21 protein-coding genes are annotated in these 20,918 nt (G+C 61.0%); 7 read left to right on the top strand and 14 right to left on the bottom strand.

Annotation, left to right across the window (positions count from 1 at the left end):
* Positions 1–119: 119 nt before the first annotated feature.
* Positions 120–770, bottom strand: a complete 651-nt coding sequence (locus ACIOTL_RS04950; RefSeq protein WP_105657083.1) for a helix-turn-helix transcriptional regulator — start codon at positions 768–770, stop codon at positions 120–122.
* A gap of 23 nt (positions 771–793) precedes the next feature.
* Positions 794–2,146, bottom strand: a complete 1,353-nt coding sequence (locus tag ACIOTL_RS04945) for a methyltransferase (protein WP_400341992.1) — start codon at positions 2,144–2,146, stop codon at positions 794–796.
* A 310-nt stretch (positions 2,147–2,456) separates the two neighbouring features.
* Here ACIOTL_RS04945 and ACIOTL_RS04940 point away from each other — a divergent pair, with 310 nt between their 5' ends.
* On the top strand, positions 2,457–3,035 hold the full coding sequence (locus ACIOTL_RS04940) for a GNAT family N-acetyltransferase (RefSeq protein WP_105656964.1): 579 nt from the start codon (positions 2,457–2,459) through the stop codon (positions 3,033–3,035).
* Positions 3,036–3,089: 54 nt separating this feature from the next.
* On the opposite strand, the gene ACIOTL_RS04935 is transcribed toward ACIOTL_RS04940, so the two are convergent.
* Entirely contained in the window at positions 3,090–3,989 is a 900-nt protein-coding gene (locus ACIOTL_RS04935; RefSeq protein WP_105656965.1) for a rhodanese-related sulfurtransferase, read from the bottom strand.
* A gap of 165 nt (positions 3,990–4,154) precedes the next feature.
* On the opposite strand from ACIOTL_RS04935, the gene ACIOTL_RS04930 reads away from it, so the two are divergent.
* Entirely contained in the window at positions 4,155–4,811 is a 657-nt protein-coding gene (locus ACIOTL_RS04930) for a GNAT family N-acetyltransferase (protein WP_105656966.1), read from the top strand.
* Positions 4,812–4,909: 98 nt separating this feature from the next.
* Complete coding sequence (locus ACIOTL_RS04925) at positions 4,910–7,240, top strand: DEAD/DEAH box helicase (protein WP_133833579.1); 2,331 nt, start codon at positions 4,910–4,912, stop codon at positions 7,238–7,240.
* Between the two features lie 15 nt (positions 7,241–7,255).
* On the opposite strand, the gene ACIOTL_RS04920 is transcribed toward ACIOTL_RS04925, so the two are convergent.
* From ACIOTL_RS04920 to ACIOTL_RS04890, 7 genes are all read right to left on the bottom strand, one after another.
* Entirely contained in the window at positions 7,256–7,651 is a 396-nt protein-coding gene (locus tag ACIOTL_RS04920) for an Rv3654c family TadE-like protein (protein WP_133833578.1), read from the bottom strand.
* The gene (locus tag ACIOTL_RS04915) at positions 7,648–7,983 is read right to left on the bottom strand and encodes a TadE family type IV pilus minor pilin (protein WP_105656969.1); all 336 of its coding nucleotides are present in this window, start codon (positions 7,981–7,983) and stop codon (positions 7,648–7,650) included. Before ACIOTL_RS04915 ends, ACIOTL_RS04920 begins: the two co-directional genes overlap by 4 nt.
* Before the next feature lie 3 nt (positions 7,984–7,986).
* Positions 7,987–8,169, bottom strand: coding sequence for a DUF4244 domain-containing protein (locus ACIOTL_RS04910; RefSeq protein WP_105656970.1), 183 nt, complete (start codon positions 8,167–8,169; stop codon positions 7,987–7,989).
* 126 nt (positions 8,170–8,295) lie between these two features.
* Positions 8,296–8,832, bottom strand: coding sequence for a type II secretion system F family protein (locus ACIOTL_RS04905; RefSeq protein WP_133833577.1), 537 nt, complete (start codon positions 8,830–8,832; stop codon positions 8,296–8,298).
* On the bottom strand, positions 8,829–9,509 hold the full coding sequence (locus tag ACIOTL_RS04900) for a type II secretion system F family protein (RefSeq protein WP_133833576.1): 681 nt from the start codon (positions 9,507–9,509) through the stop codon (positions 8,829–8,831). The genes ACIOTL_RS04905 and ACIOTL_RS04900 overlap by 4 nt, the downstream gene beginning before the upstream one ends.
* Positions 9,510–9,512: 3 nt before the next feature.
* Complete coding sequence (locus ACIOTL_RS04895) at positions 9,513–10,754, bottom strand: TadA family conjugal transfer-associated ATPase (RefSeq protein WP_400341989.1); 1,242 nt, start codon at positions 10,752–10,754, stop codon at positions 9,513–9,515.
* Positions 10,751–11,875 carry a hypothetical protein gene (locus ACIOTL_RS04890; RefSeq protein ID WP_133833574.1) on the bottom strand — a complete coding sequence of 375 codons (1,125 nt, stop codon included), beginning with the start codon at positions 11,873–11,875 and terminating at the stop codon, positions 10,751–10,753. Before ACIOTL_RS04890 ends, ACIOTL_RS04895 begins: the two co-directional genes overlap by 4 nt.
* 87 nt (positions 11,876–11,962) lie before the next feature.
* Between ACIOTL_RS04890 and ACIOTL_RS04885 the strand changes: the two genes are divergently transcribed.
* Entirely contained in the window at positions 11,963–13,612 is a 1,650-nt protein-coding gene (locus ACIOTL_RS04885) for a bifunctional 3'-5' exonuclease/DNA polymerase (RefSeq protein WP_400341987.1), read from the top strand.
* A gap of 6 nt (positions 13,613–13,618) precedes the next feature.
* On the opposite strand, the gene ACIOTL_RS04880 is transcribed toward ACIOTL_RS04885, so the two are convergent.
* Both ACIOTL_RS04880 and nth read right to left on the bottom strand, forming a co-directional pair.
* Positions 13,619–14,296, bottom strand: coding sequence for a CoA pyrophosphatase (locus ACIOTL_RS04880; protein ID WP_105656976.1), 678 nt, complete (start codon positions 14,294–14,296; stop codon positions 13,619–13,621).
* Positions 14,293–15,087 carry an endonuclease III gene (gene nth, locus ACIOTL_RS04875; protein ID WP_105656977.1) on the bottom strand — a complete coding sequence of 265 codons (795 nt, stop codon included), beginning with the start codon at positions 15,085–15,087 and terminating at the stop codon, positions 14,293–14,295. Before nth ends, ACIOTL_RS04880 begins: the two co-directional genes overlap by 4 nt.
* 203 nt (positions 15,088–15,290) lie before the next feature.
* Between nth and acs the strand changes: the two genes are divergently transcribed.
* Complete coding sequence (gene acs, locus ACIOTL_RS04870) at positions 15,291–17,267, top strand: acetate--CoA ligase (RefSeq protein ID WP_105656978.1); 1,977 nt, start codon at positions 15,291–15,293, stop codon at positions 17,265–17,267.
* A gap of 130 nt (positions 17,268–17,397) precedes the next feature.
* Positions 17,398–17,850 carry a type II 3-dehydroquinate dehydratase gene (gene aroQ, locus ACIOTL_RS04865; RefSeq protein ID WP_105656979.1) on the top strand — a complete coding sequence of 151 codons (453 nt, stop codon included), beginning with the start codon at positions 17,398–17,400 and terminating at the stop codon, positions 17,848–17,850.
* A gap of 9 nt (positions 17,851–17,859) precedes the next feature.
* On the opposite strand, the gene ACIOTL_RS04860 is transcribed toward aroQ, so the two are convergent.
* Positions 17,860–19,050 (bottom strand): MarP family serine protease, encoded by a 1,191-nt coding sequence (locus ACIOTL_RS04860; protein WP_286134139.1) that lies wholly within the window; start codon positions 19,048–19,050, stop codon positions 17,860–17,862.
* A gap of 204 nt (positions 19,051–19,254) precedes the next feature.
* Between ACIOTL_RS04860 and ACIOTL_RS04855 the strand changes: the two genes are divergently transcribed.
* On the top strand, positions 19,255–19,932 hold the full coding sequence (locus ACIOTL_RS04855) for a Crp/Fnr family transcriptional regulator (RefSeq protein WP_022874282.1): 678 nt from the start codon (positions 19,255–19,257) through the stop codon (positions 19,930–19,932).
* 68 nt (positions 19,933–20,000) lie between these two features.
* Here ACIOTL_RS04855 and ACIOTL_RS04850 read toward each other — a convergent pair whose 3' ends face one another.
* Positions 20,001–20,915: an NUDIX hydrolase gene (locus ACIOTL_RS04850; protein WP_105656981.1), complete on the bottom strand. Its 915-nt coding sequence runs from the start codon at positions 20,913–20,915 to the stop codon at positions 20,001–20,003.
* Positions 20,916–20,918 lie beyond the last annotated feature (3 nt).

Genomic DNA, 20,918 nt, shown 5'->3' with positions numbered 1-20,918 from the left:
CACCCATTTCCGGGCCCTGATCGATCCGCCATCGCAGCTTCGTTCTTCATGCCTACTCTATAAGCACATTTCCCGATGATCTTACACCGAAGAATCTGCGCTCCCTGAGCCGGGCATACTTATGATGATGCCTCCCCCATGCTCTGGTATTCGGGAAGCAATGAGATTAAGTAGAACATACGCCGCGAATCAATACTGCGTTCCTCGGCTGTTGCCTGTGCCTCGTATTCGTAGACCAGATCCAGCATTCTGCGGTTGAACTCGCGTTGCTTGGCTTCCGAGAGGAAGACCAAACCGCTAGTCAGCATCGGCGGACGATCCGGGTCCGGAGCGATTCCGGTCTTCGCTTCTGCCTCGCGCCGCTGGACTTCAGCATTGAGCCGGGTGCGGAATGCGTTCAATTGCACGTTCAAGTACGCAGTTTTGGCGTTCGCCGAGTCGATCTGCGTGTTCAGCTCTAGCCGTTCACCAGCCGCTCGCCACCGCCGCTCGCGTGCGTCTCCTTCGCTGGCAGCACGAATCACGTACCCGTACTTCTCCAGGGCCCGGAGGTGATAGCTCATGGCGCTAGGTGTCAGCGCACACAAGGATGCAAGTTCTGTAGCGGTGCGGGTGGTCTGCGAAGCAAAGAGCTCATCCAAGACGATCAGTCGAGCGTCATGGGCCAACGCTCGAATCGCCTGAGGGTCAGTGATCGAGACAACTTGTGGGATTTCCGCCTCATCGCGCGAGGCGGCCCCACCTTGTTCCTCAATTGTGTTCCGTGTCATAGGGAAAAACTTTAGCGCTTGTTTCACATTTTCTGAAGCAGGCCATGTCGCAAGAGTCGCTTCACTGCTTCATAAAGCAGGTCCGCGAAGTCTTCTTGCCCTTCTCCAATCAAGGAATCCAACGCGTTGACTAGTTGCGATACCGACAAATCACCATCGCAGGCGGAAACAAATCCTGCCTGCGCGGTATCAAGCAATTCAGTACGGCGCAGCCCTGCCCCCTGCCGCAGCAAGATCACGCCGGGGTGCTCCGCCCCCGGACGCTGATGGCGCTCCTCAGTAACATCCTCGGCCACCAGCAGGTGCCAATCCTTGAACCCTTCATTGGCGGCGGCCAGCTGGTCGGACATGGCAATGTCCCGCTGCAGGGTCGGGGCCAGCGGCTGTTCCACCTGGTGCGAGATCTGCTCGTAGCGCTGCAGTACCGGATGGCCTGGGGCTGGACGGCGGAAGTACACCAGACCGAAGCCGATGGCACCCACGCCGCGGGACTCGAAGTCATCGAGGTATGCGTTGTAGGCGGAGATGTATGAAGTGCTGTCCTCGGTCTGGGAAGCGTCGCGCAGCCATGTCTCGGCGTAGCCGCTTGGCGTTGTTTGCTCGCGCTCGATCACCCATACGTCCAGCTGGTCGCCGAACCACTGGCGCACGCGGGCATCCCACGGCTGGTTGGATTCATCATCTAGGCGAGGAATCTCCCAGTTTGACAGCATTTGCATGCAGCCACCCGGCGCCAGGAAGCCAGGAGCCTGCTCGATCAAGGTGCTCACCAGCGTATCGCCGGCCATCCCGCCATCACGGTAGGTGAACCGGTCCTTGGCGCGCTCGTTGCTGCTTCGCGGGGTAATCACGAACGGCGGGTTGCTGGCGATCAGGTTGAAAGTGGATCCAGCCACCGGATCGAACAGGCTTCCCTGGAGCAGGGTGACCCGCGATTCGAGGTTATCCGGATCCAGCTCCAGGGCCTGGTAGTTGAGCATCAGGTTGAAGCGGGTGAAGCCCAGGGCTCGGGCCGACAGGTCTGTGGCCGTAACATGCTCCGCGTGCGATAGCAGATGGAACAGCTGGATGCCGCAGCCGGTACCCAAGTCCAGTGCGCGCTCGACCTTTTCGCGGATCGTGATCTGCGCCAGGGTCAGGGACGCCTGGCCAATGCCCAGCACATGGTCGGTGCGCAACACGCCGGGACGCTGGTGGGCACCCAGGTCGTGGGCCACCCACAATTCACCGTCAGCATCGGAGGAATGCAGCGCCAGGGCAATCTTGGCCCGGTAACCGGTAGCCCAGGACTCGATCAGGCCCAGCTTGAGCAATCCGTCGGTCTTCAATGTCGGGAAGGCGGCATTGATGGCCGCGTCTTCCTGGGTCTGGCCCATTTGGAAGAGGCGAACCACACAGGCAAGCGAGCTATCTGGCCTGCTACGATCCAGGTTTCGCAAGGCAGGGTGGAGCTGGTCGCGGGCAAATGCTGCCGCAGCTTCCTCACCAAGCAGCCCCGCAACATTTTCATAGTTGTACCCGACATCAGTGAGGTCTTTGGCTAGCGAGTCGATGAGCAGTTGATTGTAGCTCTGGGGAGCGTCATCAATGGAAGAAAATTCAGCAGCATTCACACCTCCAAGTCTACCGAGTAACTCAACGGGTGATAGCTAGGCCAGGCAAACTACGGCGACCTATGATGTGGGCATGACCCAAGTAACGGTGACCTATCTCCAGCAACTCGACTCCGCTGATGTCATTCGCTCGGCCAAGTCCTTGCCCGAGGACGCCCGGATCGAGCTGGCCAAGGAGATCACCCCGGAATTTTCGCGGTTTCTGTATCAGAGCGTGGGCAGCGAATTGAACTGGTCTGACCGCCTGGGTTCGACCCGAGACCAGTGGGACGAAGTGCTCCGACGCCCGGGCTCAGAAACCTGGGTGCTCTACCAGCACGGTGCTCCCCAGGGGTACGTGGAGCTCGTCACGGAAGTCGCGGACGCCGGCAGCGAGGTCGAGATCTTCTACTTCGGCTTATTTCCCGAAGCTACCGGCCGCGGCCTTGGCGGGGTGCTGCTCAGCGAAGCACTGCAACAGGCCTGGGCCCTGGGTTCACGATGGCCGCAGCTGCCTGAGGTCAGCCGGGTATGGCTGCATACCTGCTCACTGGACGGACCGGCGGCGCTACCGAACTACCAGGCGCGAGGGCTGAGAATCTACCGGACCGAGGTGGAACAGGTCGACGTCAAGGATGCGTCGCGCGGAATGTGGCCGAAGGTGACCGCATAGAAAACGCGGCCTGGACTTATGGAAAGTCCAGGCCGCGGTTGGTGAAAGCTGAAGTTAGGCGTCTACGGTGCTGCAGTCTGGGCAGCGGCGCAGTGCTTCGTCCTTTGCGCAGTCCTCGCAGAACAGGCGCAGGTTGCGGCAGGCCGGGTCCGAACAGTTCTCGAACTTGTTGGTTGGACCTTGGCAGCCCACGCATTCACCGATGGTGACAGCGTCTTCGGAGAATTCGGTATGCATGCGCTTATCGAAAACGTAGAGAGAGCCTTCCCATAGGCCTTCATCCCCGTACTTCTCGCCATAGCGGACGATGCCGCCCTGCATCTGGTACACCTCTTGGAATCCGCGTTTGACCATCAAAGCCGAAAGCACTTCGCAGCGAATGCCGCCGGTGCAGTAGGTGACCACCGGCTGGTCCTTCAGGTGGTCGTACTTGCCCGAATCCAGCTCGGCAACGAAATCGCGGGTGGTGTCCACTTCGGGGACAATCGCGTCCTTGAACTTGCCGATCTGCGCTTCGAATGCGTTGCGGCCATCGAAGAAATGGACCTTCTCGCCGGTCTTCTTCTTGTTGTCAACCAGCTCGTGAAGTTCTTCGGGGCGCAAGTGGGTGCCACCACCGACAACACCGTTCTCGTCAACTTCCAGTTCGCCAGGAGCGCCGAAGGTCACGATCTCGTCGCGAACCTTGACGGAGATACGCGGGAAGTCTTCTGCCGAACCTTCCGACCACTTGATATCCATCTTCTTGAAAGCTGGCAGTTCTCGCGTGGCCTTGACGTAGGCCTTGACTGCGGAGATCTCGCCACCAACGGTGCCGTTGATGCCGTCTTTGGAGATGATGATGCGTCCGCGCAAGCCCCAGCGCTCCAGCAGCGAGCGCTGCCAAAGGCGGATTGCCTCCGGGTCTGGGAGCGGAGTAAAAGCGTAATACAGAACAATACGATGAATGGCCACCCTACAATGTTAGTAGCTTTTGGCCGCGAAACGCCGAGGAAAAGAGCAATGTCACATTGATCTTTCCCGAAAATATCGAGCTCTCGGCCAGTGCAATAGTTCCAAGTAGGCAACGATTAGTTCAATGTCAGCTAATTCCTAGGAAAGACAAGGTAGGGTCAAATTATGGCATCAAACGCAAGCGATGAACTGATTGGCACCTGGGTAGCAGGCTGGGCTGGGGCTCGTGGTTATGAAACCCGCAACGAAGGACGGGTCCACGCTGCGCTGCGCCACGACACCACTGAAGACTGGGAATACGTCATCTATGGTCCCTCCAAAGAGGAACTCGCAGCAGTAGCCGAGACCCTGACGAAGCACCCGAACCGTCGGCTGACGGCTTTCGACGACTCCGCCGAGAATCTGGTTGCCATTGCGGCTGAAGTAGGCCTGCAGGTCACTGCCGATGACGAAGCACTGATGGTCACCGAACTAGCCGTGCACGACGTCGAGGTCCCACTGCCTGCAGACGGGTTCGTCTTCCAGATTGAACGCGATGGCACTCATGCCTACGTTTCGCTGCATCCCGAGGACAACCAGGAAGTCGTTGCGGCATCCGGCCATGTCTCAGCAGTTGGCGGATACGCAATCTTCGACCGCATCATCACCGGCGCCGATTTCCGCCGCAAGGGCCTAGGTACCCTGATCATGCGTGCGCTGGCTTCGCTGGCTCAAGAACACGATGTTGATGAAGGCCTGTTGATCGCTTCGGTCGATGGCCAGCAGCTTTACGCTTCGCTGGGCTGGACTTCGCTGGGCAAGGTTGTCATGTTCAAGGCCTAGGGCCTCCAAGATTACTCTTATCGCCGTGCTTGACGCTTCCGCGTCAAGCACGGCGATAGTCTTTAACTCCAGCAGTTCTCGGTCCGGAAGGCGTCCTCGTGAAGTCAGTGCGTTCTCTCTTAGATCCCTATGACCGGACCAATGATCCCGATGCTGTGGTGCACCGCCGCACCAGGACTGCCAAAGACGAGATCACCAGCCAATGGCCAGCGTGGCTCAGCGCTGAACTAGTTGGGATATTCCAGGGACTGGGCATCCAACAGCCTTGGCTACACCAGGCCCAAGCAGCCAACCTCATCCACGAGGGCCACCACACCATAGTTTCCACCGGTACCGCCTCAGGCAAGTCCATGGCCTACCTGATGCCAAGTCTGGAACAGTTGTACCAGGCGAAGGACAGCGGATTCAACGATGCTGATGCCGGTGCATCGGTGCTTTATATCTGCCCAACCAAAGCACTGGCAGCCGACCAGCTTTCCGCTGTGGAGTCCCTAGGCGTTCCCGGGGTCCGAGCCGCTCCCTACGATGGCGATACCGACCAGGCCACCCGTGCTTGGGTACGCCAGCACGCCAACTTCGTCTTCACCAACCCAGATATGCTGCACCGCGGCATCCTGCCCAACCATCCGGCCTGGTCCAGATTCTTCAAGCGCCTTCGCTACATCATTATCGACGAGGCCCATTCCTACCGTGGGGTCTTTGGCGCACACGTAGCCAACCTGATGCGCCGGTTGCGTCGCATTTGCGCCTATTACGGCAGCTGCCCGGTCTTCATCGGTGCGTCCGCGACGAGCTCAGACCCCGAAGCATCCTTCGGGCGTCTCATTGGGGCGCCAGCTCAGGCGGTGACCAACGATTTCTCCGCCAGCGGTGAACTGGTGATGGCCTTGTGGGAACCTCCGATGAGTGATCACCGCGGTGAAAACGGTGCGCCGGTACGGCGTACCGCCATCGCCGAGAGCGCTTCGATCCTCACCGATCTGATGGCTGATCATATTCGAACCATTGTCTTCATCAAGTCCCGCCGCGGTGCTGAAACAATCGCAACGCTCACCCGCAAGCATCTGGAAAAATTTGCACCGGATCTATCCGTCCGGCTTGCAGCGTACCGCTCGGGCTACTTGCCTAATGAACGCCGTGAGGTGGAAAAGCAATTGCGCAGTGGCGAGCTGCTGGGTGTCACCTCAACTTCGGCGCTGGAACTGGGTATCGATATTGCGGGGCTGGACGCGGTAGTGGTGGCTGGGTGGCCAGGCACCCGCGCATCGTTCTTCCAGCAAATCGGCCGTGCCGGACGTTCGGGCCAGGATGCGCTGGCGATCTTTGTCGCAGCTGAAGATCCGTTGGACACCTACCTGGCACATCATCCCGAAGCCATCTTCGATTTGGGTGTCGAAGCGACAGTCTTTGATCCGCAGAATAAGTATGTGCTTAGCGGCCACCTCTGCGCCGCCGCGCAAGAATCTCCCCTGCGCCCGGAGGAGTTGGAAATTTTCGGTCCGCAGACCGAACAGCTTCTGGATTCGCTGGTGCAACGCGGCTACTTGCGCCGGCGCCCGGCTGGATGGTTCTGGACGCATCCGCAACATGCGGCAGGGATGTTCTCCATTCGGGCCGATGGCGGTGGACCAGTGGACATCATCGATGCGGAAACCGGCGCTCTGCTAGGCACGATGGATTCCCCGCAAACGCATTATCAGGCGCATCCCGGGGCCATCTACGTCCATCAGGGTGCCAGCTACCATGTGGAAGAACTTGATGAGCAGAACCACGTGGTGATCGTGACTCGGGTGAATCCTGATTACTACACCACGGCGCGTGATCTCACCACGGTTGCCATTGATTCCGAGGAACGCAGCCGTAACCACCGAGAACTGACGATTCATTTCGGTGAAGTCACTGTGACCACCCAGGTCGTGTCTTTCCAGCGGAAGTCGGTGGCTTCTAATGAAGTGCTGTCCGAAGAACCGTTGGAGCTTGAAGCCCGGGATCTGAATACCAAGTCCATTTGGTTCACCCTGACCGAGCAGCGATTGCTTCGAGCTGGTTTGGAGGTAGATCAGTTCCCCGGAGCCTTGCATGCTGCCGAGCATGCCATGATCGGGTTGCTGCCGCTGGTTGCTACCAGCGACCGTTGGGATATCGGCGGAGTATCCACTGCGCTACACATGGATACCGGCCATCCGACAATTTTCGTCTATGACGCGCAGCCTGGCGGTGCTGGATTCGCCGAGCGTGGTTTCGAGCGCTTCACCGATTGGATCCGGGCCACCCGGGATGCCATCGAGGCCTGCGAATGCCAGCACGGCTGCCCAAGCTGCGTGCAGTCCCCCAAGTGCGGTAACCGCAATAATCCATTGGACAAGGCTGGAGCGATCTTGCTGTTGACGGCCGTGCTTGACGACGTGGAGCCAGCGCACCACCGCTAACCGCTTCCGCCATGCTCACCGCCCCGGTGCATCCAGTGGCGGTGCTCCCGCCCGTGCCTGGGCTTCGGCCAGATACAGTTCTATGCCCAGGGCACGGAATCCGACAGGAACGTTAGTCGTAACGCGCACCGACTGGCCGTCGGGTTCCACCGTGCATGCTGCCAGCAGTGCACCGTTGGATTCGGCCAACAACGCCGCAACTGTGCAGGGGTCCCCGGGGCGCAACCCGCGGGCCGTATCCGCAGCAGCCAGCGCCGACAGATCGGCGGCGCTGGCAGCCTGCATCGCGGCTCGGGTTGCTGCAACCCATGCTAAAACGGCACCGGCAATTAGCAGTGCAACAACCACGAGCGCTGTTGCCATGACCGTTCCGCTACCCTGTTCGCTTCGAAGGCTCCGCCGCTTTTTCATTCGACGGCCACACTGGCTTGTCCATGGATTTGAAGGCTGCCAACGATTGGAAGGCTCACCGATTTGCTGACGTGAACCTGCCAGTAGCCGTTGGCTGTTGAGAGCGAGAAACGGGCTTGGCTTCCTGCCAGCCTCACGCCGCTGGCGCGAGCGGTTGCATCGTCCTCGCCGCGGGCCAATTCCCTGGCCATGGCACCGGCTGCCTGCTGAACTTGGATCTGCTGGATCCCGACGACACCCAAGCACAAACCCAAGGACAGCATCATGGCAACCGCGGGTAGCAGCACCGCAAATTCGGCGGTACTGCTACCCGATTCGTCGCTGAAGCTCATGGCCTACAGCGACAGCGCTTTAGTAATCAGGCCCATCAGCATGCCACGTACGTCGCCGCTGGACAGGATGCTGATCAGCAAGCCGGCAAAAGCCACGGCAGCCAGCGTGACCATAGCAAATTCGGCGGTGGTGGATCCCTGCTCTTCTCGCAGCAGATCCCTGATTTCCCGGAACCGTCGGTTCATTGTGTTGTCCTTTCTAGACTGTCATCCCCGGCGTCGATACCGTGGATGTTGTGCTTCTACCATCGGCGAGCGCCGCGGGCAGCAACATGGGTTTCCTACGAGCTGGGCATAACCTTCGGCCGGGGATTACTGGTAGCTGGGGAATAGCGCGATGATCAGTGGAACCACGCCCAGGGCGATGAAAGCCGGCAGTGCGCAGGCCCCTAGAGGCAGTACGAGCCTGGTACCGAATTGTGCTCCGAGGCGCGCGACTTTCTGTGCATGTTCACGGCGTTGCAGAATCGCGGTATTTCGTAGCAGATTGGCTGCCGGCGCTCCGGTCATGTGGGCAAAGTGCAGTGCTTTCCGCAGCGGGTCGAGCCAGGGCGGAACGGCTTCCCAGGCTTTGTCCCACGCCATGTTCATTTCCAAGCAGCGCGCTACGCTGCGCAGCACCGCGCACTGTTCAATGCTGTGACCGAGCAGATCGAGGATCTCGGTGATGGGCATCCCCGAGTCCAACAGGCTGGCGCTCAGATCCAGGATCAGCTCGACAGGTTTTTCATCTTCCTGCCGTCTTTTCCCAAGGCACTGCGGCGCCTTGCCTTCTCGACTTTTCGAGTTGGGCCGTCCTAATGCCAAAGCGATGGAAAGCGCCCCTAGAAGCAGAATCAGAACGATCATGACAGTGCCTGGCTAGTGGTTGCCTGCATGAGCCGCCGGCACCAGATCCGGTTGGCGATCCACAGCAATGCTCCAATGAGCACGCTGAGTTGCGCCGCCCATGATCGGCCTATTGTGCCCAGAACATCAATGCCCACAAGCAGACCGAATCCAAACCCGACTAGTGGAAGCCATGTCAGCAACTTAGTCGTTGCTTTCGGGCCAGCCATAGCCGCCTCGAATGCTTGCTGGGCTACTAGGGCGCATTCGAGGTCTTCGGCTAGCCGTTCCAGCACATCGGCAAGGCTTGCGCCGCTGCGTTCGGAGAGTTCCAGGCACCAGTGCAGTCGTCGCACCGCTGGACCTTGTCCCTGCTCCGCCGGAAGACCGGGTCCGGGAGCGCTGTTGCTTAGCCGATGCGTTGCTTGGAGGTCTTTGAGCGCTCGGATGATGTTCCCGCTGTCGTCCTCGGCCTCCAGCAACGCATCAACTGCGGGATGGAAATCCAATCCGCTTCGGAGCAGCGCCGAGAGTTCACGAATGATGCGGGCATCGGTGCTCAGTACCTGGTCATCGTCCGTGTGGCGTTCCGCCCCGCGATCCCGGAGCCTGCGCAGGGAACCCGCTTTGATTTTGCTTGCCGGGTGCGCGGGGATCCACAGCCACAAGGCCAGTGCGCCAAAGATGAGGATCAGCATTGGTCAACGCTCCTTGGCGTGCTCATCGCCTAGCGCCTTGACAATGGTGCACGTGAGCGATGGGCCAAATCTGTTCGCCAGGAAGTTGTGCCCGTAGTCGGCCAGCGGTTCGGCGGCGTCCAGGTCTATCAGGCGCCGCATGTGCATCTGGCCATCGCTACCGGTGTCCAGGCATCCAAGGGCCACCGGTCCGCGCTGCCCTTGGCTCCCCCTGTTCATGTGAATGACAAGATCCAAGGCGCTGGAGGCCTGCAACGAAGTCGCCTGCACGCTCCATCCGGCGAGCGCACCCAGCGCCGCCAAGCGGGCCGGAACTGACTGCGGGTTGTTGGCGTGCATGGTGCCTGCGGCTCCCTGATGCCCCGTGTTCATGGCTGCCAGAAAATCGCGTATTTCCTCCCCACGGCATTCGCCAACGACCAGACGGTCAGGGCGCATGCGCAGGGCTTGGACAACCAAATCCTTCAGCTGCACCTGGCCGGCAGATTCGACGTTGGCCGACCGGGTTTGCAAGGACACAACATGCGGGTGCGGTACATGCAGTTCTTGCGAGTCTTCCACGATGACCAGACGGTGCCGCGGATTGGCTTCGGCAAGCATGGCTTGCAGGAGGGTAGTTTTGCCGCTGCCTGTTCCTCCGGTAATCAGGAAGTTCATCTGGCGTTCCACGATGGCTTGAAGCAGCGGTAGCCAGAACCCGTTCGATCCTTCCAGGACGGTGCCCAGTTCGAGCTGGGCACTGCGCTTGACGCGAATCGAGATCAGCGGTCCGGCTGTGGCAATTGGAGGCAGTACAGCGTGGACGCGGTAATTCTTCAAGCTCATGTCCATGAACGGGCTAGCTGAATCGAGCCGTCGGCCCGCAAGGGTTGCAAGATGGACGGCCAGGGTCCGAACCTGCTCTGGGGAAGAAAACCGGAATTCGGTGGGCTGCAGGCCGGCCGGAGAATCCGTCCAGACCATCCCTTGCCCGTCGACCAGGACATCGGTCACCTCGGGCCGCTGTGCGAAAGGCTCGAGGATTGATAATCCTGCCACTTCGTTCTGCAGCGATTCCAGCGATTGTGCGGCACCTTGGGAACCCAGAGCCGCGCCGGAGTCGTGAACGGCTCCTGCCAAGGCAATCGCATCAAGCTGCCCGCCGGTGAGCAATGCGCGTTCACGCACGGATTCAAGGATTTTGGCATCCAGCACAGGCCCGCCCGTTGATGGGTTGGCGTTGTGGCTATGCCGGCCCGGGCTCATGGGTGCTGCTCCTTCATTTGCGGTATCAGGCAGAGGTTGGACAGGTGCTGGCGCAATGCCCGGGATTTGAAACTGTCGTATAATTGGCCGCGCTCGATCGCTTTGCTGATCCGGGGAAAATCGGGGAAGGCACCAAGAATCTGAGGAAAACCCGCAGGGGTGCTGCGTAGTTTCTGTTCCCCGCACAGCACCACTTCCCCAGAGGCTGGCACGGTCAGCGAACTGACAGTGGCGATATTCCGGTCTATGAATTGGTTCAGTGCCAGCCGTTGCGGATGCGGTGCGCGCCCGGCATCCACTACGACCAGATCGAATCCTTGCCGGGCGGCGGCCAGCAGGCGGATCACCAGCTGGTCCTCCAGCTCATGCGTTCTGCTTGCCTGGGACCAGGTCAAGATCGCGGTATCGCGAAGCTTCGGCAGCGTTTCAGCCAGTTGATGAGCAGCAAGCGCGCCACCGGATTGCCGCAATTCTTCCCATCCAATTCCCGTTGGCGGTTGGGTGCAAACCAGCGGCCAAGCGCCCTGGGAATGCGGATCCAGATCAATCATGGCGCTGCGAAGACCACTTAATGTCCCGGCATGCGCCAGCAACAGGGCCAGGGTCGTTGTTCCCAGCCCGCCTGCTGTGGAATGCAGTGCCAGTGTGTGTCCATGCCCTGCCCTCATGGCCCATAGACCCAGGTACTCGCCGAGCCATTGGCTGGCCGAGGGCAAAACTGCCACCCTTGCCTTGGGAATTCTGCTGGCCAAGCTCCACACGATGGCCTCGCCATCTTCCAGACCGACCAGGACATCCACCGGCCGGCTCGTATTTTCGGCTAGTGCTGCCATGTCGCTGCCCCACAGCACCGGCCCAGAACCATCGGCGGGCAGCAGCTGCGGGTCGGTGCATTTGTTGATTCTCACCGCCGCGCCGACCGCGATCACTGCGCATCGCTCAATAATCCGTGCATCGTTGCTCACGATGGTGCAGATCGGTTCATCTTCCGCCGTGTGGTCAGCCGCTGCCGGCCTCCTGGTGCTGTTCGGAGGCGCCTGCGCGAAATCCAGTTCAGTCATCACGAATCGTTGGGTGTCCTTCAGCGGTTTAGCCGATGAGGACTCTGATAGCCATTTCATGCATCGAGCGTGGCATCTGCCTAATCATTTGCGTGCCGCTCGCCAACCAACTGGGGATATCGGCCGCTGGCACGGCACAATAGATCCATGAGTGCCATCGCTTTCCTTGCTGCCGATCCTGATGGCTATGCCCTGATCGATCTTCGCGACCAGTATTCTGGCAACTCGCTGCAGCCGGTCGTCTCGGTATCCCGGGATGATTTTGCCGGATTTGTTGCCGAAATCGAAGCACGGCATTCGCCCCGATGGGCCATGCTCCGCACCACCCCGTGGATGCAGCCACTTGTTTCTGCGGGTGTTCATCTGGCCAAGGCCTGCATTCTCTCCTTGGCCCAACGCATCTTGCACCGCTCGCCGCTGAGTGAGGAAAAGCTCGAAGACTTCGATCTTGAACGACCAGTTCAGGCTCACGAAAGGGCCAACCAGGATGCGCTCTTTGCCGCCCCGACCTCCGGCGAATCCCTTTCCGAGCTCGTAGCCATGTACGTTGCCCAGCGCAAGGCGTTGCCGCAGGATCCCAGCACCCGTCAGCGTCTGGAATTATTGATCCACGCCGAATCGGTAGGTGCGTTGATTGCCTGCGAGATGGAAGCGGCCGGTTTGTCGTGGGATGAAGCCGGACACCGCGCCCTGCTGCGCGAGCAATTGGGCGAACGCGTATCCGACTATGGACGGCCGCCGAAACTCGCGGCCAAGGCCCAGCAATTGGCCAAGGCATTAGGCAGTCCCGGGCTCAACCCGGATTCGCCGCAGGAGCTGTTGCGCGCCCTGCATAAGGCCGGTTTCGCGGTGAGCTCGGTGCGGGCCTGGGAACTGGAGCAGATCAAGCATCCATTGATTTCTGAGGTTCTTGAATACAAGAAACTCTCGCGTCTTGCCAGCACCCATGGTGATGCGTGGTTGGATCAATGGGTGAAAGGCGGCCGTTTCCATCCGCATTATGTGCTGGGAACGGTGACTTCAGGACGCTGGGCCGCTTCTGGTGGCGGGGCGCTCCAATTGCCGCATTCCATCCGGCAGGTCGTGCGCACCCGTCCCGGCTCGACGTTTGTGGTGGCCGACGGGAGGCAACTGGAACCTCGAATCCTGGCAGCTATTTCCAATGACCAGCAATTGCAAAAAGCAGGCCAGCAAGATGACCTGTACCAGTGGCTGCTCGATGCCCAGCTCGTGGCTTCCCGAGATGAGGCCAAGCTGGGCATGCTCTCGGTCATCTACGGCGGTGGCGGCGGTGCTTCAGGTGCAGTGGGTGCGGCCCTGACCCGCAGTTTTCCCACCGCCATGCGTTTTGTCGAACAGGCAGCTCTTGCCGGCGAGCAAGGTGAAGGCGTGCGCAGTTTCCTCGGCCGCGGCTGCCCGCCAGCCGATGAGCAGTGGCTGCAGGCGCAGAAAGCTACCAACGATGAAGCATCGCAGCGGGCTGCTGACGGCGCGGCGAGAGCCCGCGGCCGGTTCACCAGGAACTTTGTCGTACAGGCGACCGCCGCGGAGTGGGCTTTGGTGTGGATGGGCCACGCACGGCACCTGATCCATCAGGCCGGGTGGAGCCAGACCTGCCGCCAGGTGTTCTTTGTCCATGACGAAATCGTCTTTGAATGCCCCACCGAATTGGCTGGGCAACTGCAGGAGCTCATCCGGCATGCGGCCATGCTCGCCGGGCGTTCCCTGTTCGGCCAGGCCTCGCCGCGCTTCCCGGTCAGTGTTGCGATCTCCGGGAACTACGCGGATCCGAAGTAGCCGGCTTCAGGCCATGCGCAGTTCACGGCGGTTGTTCCACGGCTGGGTCCAACCCAGCTCGTTGAACAGCCTGTCCAGCACGATCGCGGTGAAGCCCCAGATGATCCGGTCTTCAAAATCGAAGGCCGGGGACTTGAACTTCTGATTGCCGCGCTGCACCACGCCGGTCAGGCGATTCCTCGGCTCCAGCAGGTGCGCCACCGGGGCGCGGAATACGCCGGCGCTTTCGGCCGGGTCAGCCGGATAAACCCTGGATTCGGTATGCCACCAGCCAATCACCGGGGTGACCAGGAAGTTCGAAACCGGCAATTCGGTTTCCCCCAAGGTGCCCAGGACCTCGATCCCGGAGGTGTCCACGCCAGTTTCCTCCCACGCCTCGCGCAAGGCGGCGTCGGCAACGCTCGAATCCTCCTGGTCGATCCCGCCTCCGGGGAAAGCGATCTGGCCCGCGTGCTTGCGCAGGGTCGCGGCGCGCTCCACGAACAGCACGTCCAGATCGCCGGCCCGGGAGTGCGGCTCCAGGGCCGCTTCGCCGGCAGCACCGAACAGGATCAGGACCGCGGCACGGCGCGCAGCACCGAGCTCGATATCGCTCATCACCCATTCGCTGGGCAGTTTCTGCGTTGCCCCGACCTGTGCCGTGTGGCGGGCAATTACTTTTTCCAGTTCCAAGCGCGCGCTCATGCGTCCAATCCGTATCCTTCAGCCCTCAGCTCGCGGCGGGTTGCGCCGGCGATCATTTTCGCCAGCAATTCTTCCCGTCCTGGTGCGAGCTCATACTTGAGCAACGCTGTGGCCTTGGCAGGTATTTCCTCGCCGATGCCGAACGAGGGGCAAAGCTTGGCGATGGCGCAGGCCCCGCAGGCAGGTTTGCGCGAGTGGCAGACGCGGCGGCCATGGAAGACCACGCGGTGGCTGAGCATCGTCCAGTCGCGTTTTTCGAACAGTTCCCCCACCGCGTGCTCGACCTTGACCGGATCGGTTTCATCGGTCCACCCAAAGCGGTTGGCCAGGCGCCCGAAGTGGGTGTCCACGGTGATTCCGGGAACACCGAAGGCATTTCCCAGCACGACGTTGGCGGTTTTGCGTCCCACCCCGGGAAGCTTCACCAGCTCTTCGAGCTTGGCTGGCACTTCTCCGTCAAAGCGTTCAACCAAGGCGGCGGATAGCCCGAGCAGGGAGTCCGTCTTGGCGCGGAAGAAACCGGTGGGGCGGATCAGCTGCTCAAGCTCGCCCCGTTCGGCTTGGCTCATTGCGTGGGCGTCCGGGAAACGGGCGAAGAGCGCTGGAGTGATGGCATTGACCCGCACGTCGGTGGTCTGCGCGGAGAGCACGGTGGCTACCAGCAGTTCGAAGGGGTTCTCGAAGTCCAGTTCGGGCACCGCGTAGGGGTAGGCCTTCGCCAGTTCCCGGTTGATCTTGCGTGCCCGGCGCTTCAGCCCCAGCTCGGTTTCGTTGTCCAATTTCTTCGCCACGCTTTAGATCGTGTCATGAGGGCGTGAAGTTTTCACCCTTGGACACCACCTTGGCGTGCTGTTCATCGCGTGCAGCTAACCGCTCGGCGCACAAATTACCCCATTTCCCCTTTCCCGGTGACACAAAGCACACCGGCCCTGCTGGAGGATGTAACTTTGATCACAGGGAAATATTTGTGACTACGCGGAAGGACGCGAACCCAGTGAGTGATTCGAAAACCTTGGATAACCTGTCGACCGAAACCCGTTCCTTTGCCCCGAGCAAGGACTTCAGCGATCAGGCCATCGCAACGCAGGCCCGCTACGACGCAGCCAAGGCAGACCGCTTGGGCTATTGGGCGGACCAGGCACGCCAGGTACTGACCTGGGACACCGATTTCACTGAAACCTTGGACTGGTCGCAGGCACCGGTGGCCAAGTGGTTCGTCGGCGGCAAGCTCAACGCGGCCTACAACGCGCTGGACCGCCATGTGGAAAACGGCCTGGGCGACCGCGTCGCCATCTACTTCGAAGGCGAGCCGGGCGATACCCGCACCTACACTTACGCGCAGCTGACCGAAGAGGTCAAGAAGGCCGCCAACGCTTTCGAATCCCTGGGCGTGGCCAAGGGCGACCGCGTGGCCGTCTACCTGCCAATGATCCCGGAAGCCGTCATCACCATGCTGGCCTGCGCCCGCATCGGCGCCATCCACTCGGTGGTCTTCGGCGGCTTCTCCGCCGACGCGCTGCGCAGCCGCATCGATGATGCGGACGCCAAGCTCGTGGTCACCGCCGATGGCACCTGGCGCCGCGGCAAGCCGTCCTCGCTGAAGCCGGCAGTCGATGCGGCGCTGGAAGCACCGGGCCACACCGTGGAAAACGTTCTGGTGGTCAAGCGCAACGGCGAGCCCACCGAATTCGGCGCACTGGACAAGTGGTGGGATGACGTCGTCGGCACCGCCGCCACCGAGCACACTGCGGTAGCCCACGACTCCGAGCACCCGTTGTTCGTGCTGTATACCTCGGGCACCACTGGCAAGCCCAAGGGCATTGTGCACACCACCGGCGGCTTCTTGGCCCAGGGCGCCGTGACCCACCGCGACACCTTCGATTTGCACCCGGAAACCGACGTGTACTGGTGCACCGCGGACATCGGCTGGGTGACCGGCCATTCCTACGTCACCTACGCGCCGCTGGTCAACGGCGCCACCCAGGTGATCTACGAGGGCACCCCGGATACCCCGCACCAGGGCCGCTGGTGGGAACTGGTGGAAAAGTACGGCGTCACCATCCTGTACACCGCGCCCACCGCAATCCGCACCTTCATGAAGTGGGGCCGCGAGATCCCCGATGGCTACGACCTGTCCTCGCTGCGCGTGCTGGGTTCGGTGGGCGAACCGATCAACCCGGAAGCATGGATGTGGTACCGCGATGCCATCGGCACCAACAACGGCAAGAACGGCGAGCGCAAGGAACACCCGGCCCCGATCGTGGACACCTGGTGGCAGACCGAAACCGGCGCGCACATGATCGCTCCGCTGCCGGGCGTCACCGCAACCAAGCCGGGTTCGGCCCAGGTGGCCGTGCCGGGCATCGCCATTGACGTGGTGGATGAAGCCGGCGAATCCGTGGCCGACGGCGAGGGCGGCTTCCTCGTCATCCGCGAGCCGTGGCCAGCGATGCTGCGCGGCATCTGGGGCGACATGGAACGCTACAAGGACACCTACTGGTCGCGGTTCGAGAACATGTACTTCGCTGGCGACGGTGCGAAGAAGGACGCCGATGGCGATATCTGGCTGCTGGGCCGCGTGGATGACGTGATGAACGTCTCCGGGCACCGCCTGTCCACCACCGAGATCGAGTCCTCGCTGGTCGCCCACCCATACGTGGCAGAGGCCGCCGTGGTGGGAGCGAAGGACGAGACCACCGGCGAGGCCGTGGTGGCCTTCGTGATCCTGCAAACCGAGCCGGCGGAAGGCGAGGATGTGGTGGCGACCCTGCGCAACCACGTGGGCAAGGACATCGGCCCGATCGCCAAGCCGAAGCATGTGCTGGTGGTTCCGGAACTGCCTAAGACCCGCTCGGGCAAGATCATGCGCCGCCTGCTCAAGGACGTGGCCGAGGGCCGCGAGGTCGGCGATGCCACCACGCTGTCCGATTCAACGGTGATGAGCCAGATCGCGCAGTCCATGGGCAAATAGCCTCAGCACGCCCCAGTGCAGCAAGCCGCCGTTCGTCCACACCGCTGGTGTGGACGCACGGCGGCTTCTTGTATTACGGGGCCAAAGAATTCGGGCGGGAATTTCCCGGTTGTGTAATAGATTTGAGTTCATGACTGAGAACGCATCGAACACCATCTTGCTGCTCAACGGCCCCAACCTGAATCTGCTGGGCACCCGGGAGCCGGAAATCTATGGCCACGACACCCTGGCCGATGTTGAGCAGCTGGCCCGGGAAACCGCTGCGGCCCTCGGCTTCGAATTGCGCGCCTTGCAGTCCAACCATGAGGGTGTGCTCATCGACGCGATTCACGAGGCCCGCACTACCGCAGCCGGCATCATCATGAACCCCGGCGCATTCACCCATACATCTGTGGCTATTGCCGATGCCATCAGCGGCGTGCAGTTGCCAGCCATCGAGGTGCACATCTCGAACGTGCACAAGCGTGAAGCGTTCCGCCACCATTCCTTCATCTCGCCGGTAGCCAGCTCGATCATCATCGGTGCGGGCGTGCACGGCTACAAGCTGGCGGTTCAGCAGCTCGCGCATTTGCTGGGCAAATAGCCGCAAGCCCTAGCCGGTGACGCAGTCGCCTGTTTTGATGCTGGTGCGCCGATCGCCGCCCAGCTCCATGGCGTTCTCGATCTCTTCGAGGCTCAGGGCGAAGCCGACCTCGTCATCGCTGCGCGACTTGGCGAAGATCAAGCCCACCGCGTCGCCGGATTCATCCAGCAGCGGTCCGCCGGAATTGCCCTGGGCTACTTCCGCGGTGAGCTGGTAGACAGAGATTCGAGATGGGTCCGCGCCATAGATATTGGCAATGGAGACGAAGGCACGGGAAGCGATCAAGGCTCCGCGGATCTGCTGCGGGCCGCCCGCTGGGTGCCCGACAAAGGTTGCCGAGTCGCCGCGCATCAGGTCATCAGCGGCGAGGTCGATAGGCTCTGCCTCCAGCCCTTCGACGTAAAGCAGCGCGATGTCGGCCTTGGGATCGAAATAAACAACCTTTCCGCGGTGAACTTCGTCACCGCCGACCTCCACGGTTGCCGCGCTCAATCCGGCGACCACGTGCGCGTTGGTCATGACCAGCTCGTGGTCGACAACGAAGCCTGAGCCGGTCAGGTTCACACCGCATTGCACCGCGGTACCGGAGATCTTGGCGGCCGATTGGGCAGCGGCCAGCTGCAGGTCGTTAGCTGCCCATTCGGTGTTGGCCGGCGCCTGGACCGGGGGCGCGAAAGGCTCCAGGAATGCGGGGAGGGTTTCGGCGATCACCTTGGAGCGTGCGGTGGAAATCGCGGCATCGACAAACTCGGGTGTCAGGCCACGAATCGAGTCGATCATCTTGGACTTGCTGATCTCCAGCGAAAGCCTTGGAATACCCATGCTTGAAGTGGAAAAGGCCAAGCCACCGATGATTGTGGCGGTAATGAACACCGACAGCACGCCACCGGCAATGCGGTCCGCGGCACGCAGGAAATCGACATTCATCCAGTGGCGGATGCGGGTTGCAATCACCCGTCCCAGAGCTTGCCCGAGAATGATCAGCACGGCTGCGGTAGCTATCATCAGGCCGACCCGCCACCAGGGGTTCGTGGCGAAGGTGGAAACCAGCGGGATGGCGAAGAATGCGGCGACGCCGCCGACAATCAGGCCGAGCATGTCGCCAATGGTCAGCAGAAAACCTCGACGAACTCCAACAACGAAAAACGTCAGCAAAACAGCGCAGATGACTACGTCGAGCCAGCTGAAAATTCCGAGCACCAAGACCCCAGTTCATTCATAAAGTTCGTATAGACCCAAGGTACCCTTAGAAGCTGATGGATTTCTGCGAGCAGATTCGCGAGTTTTAGTCGAATGTGCGTGATTTTCAACATTTTCTTGGTTAAACCACGTGTGGAAACTGTCACATTGTTACCGAATACGGCACAATGAAGTAAGCGCCTACTACTGTTGACAGGAGATTTAATGGATATCGAGGTACTGCGTCGCGCGCCACTGTTTGCGTCGCTTGGTGATGAAGTATTCGCCGCGCTAACCGAAGAATTGACCGAGGTTGATCTCTCCCGCGGCGCATCGGTGTTCCGTGAAGGCGATCAGGGTGACCGTCTGTACTTCATCGTTTCGGGCAAGATCAAGCTGGGTCGCACCTCTTCGGATGGTCGCGAGAACCTGATTGCTGTTCTTGGCCCAGGCGAACTGTTTGGCGAGATGGCATTGTTCGATCCACACCCACGCAACGCAACTGCAACCGCCGTGTCCGAGACCCGCTTGGCGGGCCTGAGCCACGAGAACATGCGCAAGGCTATCTTGAACTCCCCTGAGGTCTCGATCCAGCTGCTGCAGGCTCTGGCTGCACGTCTGCGTCGTACCAATGAGTCCCTGGCCGATCTGGTCTTCTCTGACGTTCCTGGCCGTGTTGCCAAGGCTCTGTTGGATCTGGCTGACCGCTTCGGTCGCCCAGCTACCGACGGCATCCTGGTTGCCCACGAACTGACTCAGGAAGAGCTGGCTCAGCTCGTTGGTGCTTCCCGCGAAACCGTGAACAAGGCTCTGGCCGAGTTCGTGCAGCGCGGCTGGCTGCGCCTGGAAGCACGCGCCGTCGTGATCCTGGATATCCAGCGTCTGCGCCAGCGCTCGCGCTAAACCGCAGTGATGCAAACAGGCCGGGAATCCTTCAAGGATTCCCGGCCTGCTTTGTTTAAGTTCTGCTCTCAGTGCCCGGCAGTAGTCTGCCATGGGCGGGAGGATTCAGCGCTCATGGAGCCAAGGACTTCCAGATAGTAAATGCCATCGCGCACCAGCAGGTCCGGATGCTTGAGATTCAACGAACGGGCCCGCGAAAGGTAGGCGACCACTCCATTGGCCTCCGCCATGGCTTCCAGGATCATTTCCACCGCCGGGTAGCTAATCTCCGAGAGCGCGAGGTTCACTGTGTTGGGTTGGCCAACGCTGTCCCCCAGCTCGCTGGTGCTGCGTTTGGCCAATATTTCCCCGGCGGCACACCAGCGCCCCCATTTGCCTTTGCCGCGCAGCAAGGCAGCCTCCTGGCGGTTGGGCACGGTGGCAGTGAAGTACCAGGTGTCGAAGCGGCGCAGGGCAAAGTTCGGGTTGAGCCAGTGGGATACCGGACGCAAAAGGTCTGTGCGCAAGCCCAGTCCGCGGCGGCGCAGGAATTCGTCGAAGGCCAGGTCCTGTCCGGCGATTGCTTCGCGGGCGGTCATCCAGTCTTCTGCATCGGTCATTTCGACCACGGATTGCTCATCGGTGCCGGCCAGCAGGATTCCGGTCTCTTCGAAAAGCTCGCGAATGGCGCAAACGATGTATGCCTGCGCCAACTGCTGGTCCAGCATGTCCATGCGCTTGGACCATTGGGACAGGCTCGGACCGAACCATTGGTAGGTGGCACGGTCGCTCGCCTCGTGGCTGCCGCCTGGAAAGGCCACGTTGCCCAGTGGGGAGCCCCCGGGGCGATAAGTCAGATAGGTCTCCACGCCGTGGGAAGAATCCCTCACAAGGCAGATGGAGGACGCGCGCCGCGGGGTGCGCGGCGTGCGCGAACCGAAAGAGAACCAGTTTTCGGCGGTGGCAATTTGATGCGGTGGCAAATCAAAGAGCCGGCGCACCATACC

The organism is Glutamicibacter sp. NPDC087673 (assembly GCF_044743255.1).
In the GTDB taxonomy this organism is placed as follows: domain Bacteria; phylum Actinomycetota; class Actinomycetes; order Actinomycetales; family Micrococcaceae; genus Glutamicibacter.
This window is presented reverse-complemented; position numbering and strand designations above follow the sequence as displayed.

What these genes read in the sequence shown, in the direction of transcription:
- ACIOTL_RS04950 (WP_105657083.1), bottom strand. Translation starts at nt 770, where the DNA reads ATGACACGGAACACAATTGAGGAACAAGGTGGGGCCGCCTCGCGCGAT.
- ACIOTL_RS04945 (WP_400341992.1), bottom strand. Translation starts at nt 2,146, where the DNA reads ATGGGCCAGACCCAGGAAGACGCGGCCATCAATGCCGCCTTCCCGACA.
- ACIOTL_RS04940 (WP_105656964.1), top strand. Translation starts at nt 2,457, where the DNA reads ATGACCCAAGTAACGGTGACCTATCTCCAGCAACTCGACTCCGCTGAT.
- ACIOTL_RS04930 (WP_105656966.1), top strand. Translation starts at nt 4,155, where the DNA reads ATGGCATCAAACGCAAGCGATGAACTGATTGGCACCTGGGTAGCAGGC.
- ACIOTL_RS04920 (WP_133833578.1), bottom strand. Translation starts at nt 7,651, where the DNA reads ATGAAAAAGCGGCGGAGCCTTCGAAGCGAACAGGGTAGCGGAACGGTC.
- ACIOTL_RS04915 (WP_105656969.1), bottom strand. Translation starts at nt 7,983, where the DNA reads ATGAGCTTCAGCGACGAATCGGGTAGCAGTACCGCCGAATTTGCGGTG.
- ACIOTL_RS04910 (WP_105656970.1), bottom strand. Translation starts at nt 8,169, where the DNA reads ATGAACCGACGGTTCCGGGAAATCAGGGATCTGCTGCGAGAAGAGCAG.
- ACIOTL_RS04905 (WP_133833577.1), bottom strand. Translation starts at nt 8,832, where the DNA reads ATGATCGTTCTGATTCTGCTTCTAGGGGCGCTTTCCATCGCTTTGGCA.
- ACIOTL_RS04900 (WP_133833576.1), bottom strand. Translation starts at nt 9,509, where the DNA reads ATGCTGATCCTCATCTTTGGCGCACTGGCCTTGTGGCTGTGGATCCCC.
- ACIOTL_RS04895 (WP_400341989.1), bottom strand. Translation starts at nt 10,754, where the DNA reads ATGAGCCCGGGCCGGCATAGCCACAACGCCAACCCATCAACGGGCGGG.
- ACIOTL_RS04890 (WP_133833574.1), bottom strand. Translation starts at nt 11,875, where the DNA reads ATGAAATGGCTATCAGAGTCCTCATCGGCTAAACCGCTGAAGGACACC.
- ACIOTL_RS04885 (WP_400341987.1), top strand. Translation starts at nt 11,963, where the DNA reads ATGAGTGCCATCGCTTTCCTTGCTGCCGATCCTGATGGCTATGCCCTG.
- ACIOTL_RS04880 (WP_105656976.1), bottom strand. Translation starts at nt 14,296, where the DNA reads ATGAGCGCGCGCTTGGAACTGGAAAAAGTAATTGCCCGCCACACGGCA.
- aroQ (WP_105656979.1), top strand. Translation starts at nt 17,398, where the DNA reads ATGACTGAGAACGCATCGAACACCATCTTGCTGCTCAACGGCCCCAAC.
- ACIOTL_RS04855 (WP_022874282.1), top strand. Translation starts at nt 19,255, where the DNA reads ATGGATATCGAGGTACTGCGTCGCGCGCCACTGTTTGCGTCGCTTGGT.
- ACIOTL_RS04850 (WP_105656981.1), bottom strand. Translation starts at nt 20,915, where the DNA reads ATGGTGCGCCGGCTCTTTGATTTGCCACCGCATCAAATTGCCACCGCC.